The organism is Streptomyces sp. FH025, from assembly GCF_017427025.1.
Classification (GTDB): Bacteria; Actinomycetota; Actinomycetes; order Streptomycetales; family Streptomycetaceae; genus Kitasatospora.
Genome location: NZ_JAFLNG010000729.1, coordinates 1 through 3,716 on the forward strand (window position 1 = coordinate 1; position 3,716 = coordinate 3,716).

Genomic DNA, 3,716 nt, shown 5'->3' on the forward strand with positions numbered 1-3,716 from the left:
CGACGCCCACTGCCCGCTGCCCGTCGCCCGCTGCCCGCTGCCCGCTGCCCGACGCTCAGAGGAGTCCGTCGAACCGCAGCCCCACCTGGGCGCAGGCCTTCCCACTCCCGTGCCCGCCGTCGGACAGCGGCCGCGCGGCCAGCAGTTCGCGGGCCCGGGCCGCGGAACGGCTGCTCGCGTACCACGGCACGGGGTGGTCCGCCAGGTCGGTCCGGATCAGTTCCAGCGCGCAGGTCCGCTGGGGCTCCGGCAGGCGGTCCAGGGCGGGGACGGCGTCCGCGGACAGGGTACGGACGTTGCGCAGGTCGATCTGCTGCGAGCGCTCGAAGCGGGCGACGTTCTGCTCGGCGACGATCGCGTCCGGCCCCATCAGCCCGTACACCACGGCGGTGAGCGCACCGCTGAGCACCACGGCGCGCGGCAGCCAGCCGGCCGAGCGGGTCAGCCCGGCGGCGATCAGCAGCGCGAACACGACGCCGAGCCAGATCTCGACCACCAGCACCCAGAGCCTGAGCCGGGTCAGTCCGGACGCGTCGACGTAGAACCACATCCGGCCGAGCGCCGAGGCGACGACGGCCAGGGCGAGCACGCACAGCGCGCCGAGCAGGATCCGCGCCAGCCGGCGGTCGGCGGTGGTGGAGCGCGGGGCCCAGCGCTTGGCCACCGCGACCACGACCAGGGTCAGCACCGTGATGACCGACAGCTGCCAGAAGCCCTGCCGCGCGTACGCGGAACGGCTCATGCCGGTGTCGCGCAGGACGGCGTCCGCGCCCCCGAGCACCACCACGGCCTGGATCACCGCGAACACGCCGAACATCAGGTTGAGCGCGACCAACGGCAGCGCCCACTCCAGTCGGCCGCGCGCCCGGCCGGGCCGGACCACCGTACGGTCCCAGCGGCGCGGGCCGGCGGCGATGTGTGCGAGGCCCAGCGCGGTGAGCATCCCGACCACCAGCAGGAGGGCGCGCAGCGGCAGTTGCCTGACGGCGATGCTGGGGACGAGGCCGGTCAGCACGTCCGCCATGGCGGCGTCGGCACCGGCGAACAGCCAGCCGAAGACCACGAGGAGGACGGCGGCGACCGCGAGCGCCTTGACCACCGGGGCGATCCGGCCCCGGGCGCGGGCCGTGTGCTCGGCCATCCCTTCGACGGCCCAGAGCACGCCGCTGCCCAACTGCCAGAGCGGGCCCGGCAGGGCGAGCAGGACGCCCGGCCAGCGACGGCCGCCGTGCAGCGCGAGCGAGGCCAGGCCCAGCGCGCCGACCGTCGAGAGCGCGACCGGCCAGCCCGCCTCCCACAGCGCCGGCACGGAGAGCAGGGCCAGCGCGAGCGCGCTCCACAGGATCGTCCAGGCCCGGAGCCGACGACCGGCCGCACGGGCGGCGAGACCGGCCGCGACGGCGGCGGCCACCCCGCAGACGGTCAGGCCGACGCCGATGCCGTCGCCCAGCAGCCAGGCCGTCAGCAGCCCGGTGAGCAGCGCGGCGAGGACCGTACGGGGGGTGGCGGCGGCCTTGCCCGGCGGGTCGCTGGGGCGCCACCAGGAGTCGCGCGAGACGGGCCGGCCGGGCGAGCGGTACGGGCCGGCCGCGGACGGCGGATCGGTCGGGGCAGGCATGGACAGGCCTGACATGAGTCCCCCTCAGGGGTCGGCGGACAGGCGGAAGCCGCCCTCGGGGCGGTCCGTCGGCGGGCGCGTTCGGCGCCGCTTCCGCCGCCGACTGTAGACCATTCTGAACAGGTTCAAAAGTCAGTTCTGAACGCGTTCAGAATGAACGTCGAGGACGGACCACCCCTTCACCGGCCACCCCCTCACCGACCGCCCCTCGCCGCCTACCCCTTCACCGACCCGGCCAGCAGCCCCCGGACGAAGTACCGCTGGAGGCTGAAGAAGACGATCAACGGCACGGTGATCGACAGGAACGCCCCGGCCGTGAGCAGTTCCCAGCGCTGCCCGAGGGAGCCGGACTGCTGCGCCAGCCGGACCGTCATCGGCGCCACGTCCGGCGTGCCGCCCGCGAAGGTCAGCGCGACCAGCAGGTCGTTCCAGACCCACAGGAACTGGAAGATCGCGAACGAGGCCAGCGCCGGGGCGCTCAGCGGCAGCACGATCGAGCGGAAGATCCTGAAGTGCGAGGCGCCGTCCACCACCGCCGCCTCCATCAGGTCGCGCGGCAGCTGGGCGATGAAGTTGTGCAGCAGGAACACCGCGAGCGGCATCGCGAACATGGTGTGCGCCAGCCAGACCGGGGCGTAGCTGCCCTTCAGGTCCACCGCCGGGACCAGGGTCAGCGAGCCCAGGTGCGCACCGCCGGAGAACAGTCGCAGCAGCGGGATCAGCGCCATCTGGAGCGGCACCACCTGGAGCGCGAACACGGTGAAGAACACCGCGTCGCTCCCCCGGAACCGCACCCAGGCCAGCGCGTAGGCGGCCATCGCCGCGAGCATCAGCGGGAAGAGGGTCGCCGGGACGCTGATCGCCAGCGAGTTCACCAGGAAGGGCATCAGGCCGGTGGAGACGCCGGACCCGCCCTCGAACAGCACCGAGTGGTAGTTGCCGAGCCCGAAGTCCGGGTGGAGCAGGGCGTTCCACCAACCGTCGGTGGTGACGGCCTCCTTGGGGCGCAGCGAGGTCACCAGCAGGCCGAGCGTGGGGATCGTCCACAGCACCGTCACGGCGATCACGAACGCCGAGGCCAGCGGGCTGCTGAAGGTCCTCCGTACCGCGCGTCGGTCGTTCACCGCACCTCACGCTCCTTCCGCAGCCGGACGATGTTGTAGGCCACCAGCGGCAGCACGGCGAGGAAGAGCAGCACCGCGAGGGCGCTGCCGCGCCCGTCGTCGAACTGCACGAAGGACTGCGAGTACATCTCGTTGGCCAGCACCTGGGTGCCGAAGTTGCCGCCGGTCATGGTGCGGACGATGTCGAAGGCCTTCAGGGTGATGATCATGACGGTGGTCAGTACGACGATCACCGTGGTGCGGATCATCGGCACGGTGACGTACCAGAACTGCCGCACCCCGGTGGCTCCGTCCAACCGGGCCGCCTCCACCACCTCGTCCGGGATCGCCTTGATCGCCGCCGACAGCACCACCATCGCGAAGCCCGTCTGCACCCAGACCATGACCGCCATCAGCAGGAAGGTGTTCAGGGGCTGGGTGAGCAGCCAGTTCGGCGGGTCCGACCAGCCCACCGCGCGGGCGAGTTGGCTGAGCAGGCCGATCTGCGGCTGGCCCGGGCCGCGCGACTCGTAGACGAACTTGAAGATGATCGAGGCACCGACCAACGAGATCGCCATCGGCATGAAGATCAGCGACTTGTACACCGCCTGGCCGCGCATCCGATCCACCAGCAGCGCCAGCAGCAGGCCCAGCCCGGTCGCCACCAGCGGCGCGACCACCAGCCACAGCAGGGTGTTGAGCAGCACCCGCCGCACCGAGTCGGTGGTGAAGGCCCAGCCGAAGTTCTCGCCGCCGACGAACTCCGTGCCGTCGGCGCCGTGCAGGCTCAGGTAGACGGTGCGGATCAGCGGCGCCACCAGGCCTACCGCGATCAGCAGCACGGCCGGGCCGAGGAACACCAGGACGGCCAGCGGGCGGGCCAGCCGGCCCCGGGCCCGTCCGGCGGCGAGGAAGACCAGCAGCAGGATCCCGAGGAAGCCCGCGACGGCGCCGAAGGCGTTGCCGAACTTGACCGCCGCGTCACCCCAGGCGCC

Annotated in this window: 3 protein-coding genes; all 3 read right to left on the reverse strand. The window is 72.5% G+C overall.

The window, feature by feature from the left end; translation table 11 throughout:
- Nucleotides 1-55: 55 nt before the first annotated feature.
- Nucleotides 56-1,618 (reverse strand): DUF4153 domain-containing protein, encoded by a 1,563-nt coding sequence (locus J0670_RS32845; RefSeq protein ID WP_207815786.1) that lies wholly within the window; start codon nucleotides 1,616-1,618, stop codon nucleotides 56-58.
- Between the two features lie 215 nt (nucleotides 1,619-1,833).
- Nucleotides 1,834-2,742 carry a carbohydrate ABC transporter permease gene (locus tag J0670_RS32850; RefSeq protein WP_207815787.1) on the reverse strand — a complete coding sequence of 303 codons (909 nt, stop codon included), beginning with the start codon at nucleotides 2,740-2,742 and terminating at the stop codon, nucleotides 1,834-1,836.
- On the reverse strand, nucleotides 2,739-3,716 hold a 978-nt coding region (locus J0670_RS32855), incomplete at its 5' end, for a carbohydrate ABC transporter permease (RefSeq protein ID WP_207815788.1). The genes J0670_RS32855 and J0670_RS32850, both read right to left, overlap by 4 nt.

Coding starts and splice junctions, on each gene's coding strand:
- J0670_RS32845 (WP_207815786.1), bottom strand. CDS start 1,618: ATGCCTGCCCCGACCGATCCGCCGTCCGCGGCCGGCCCGTACCGCTCG.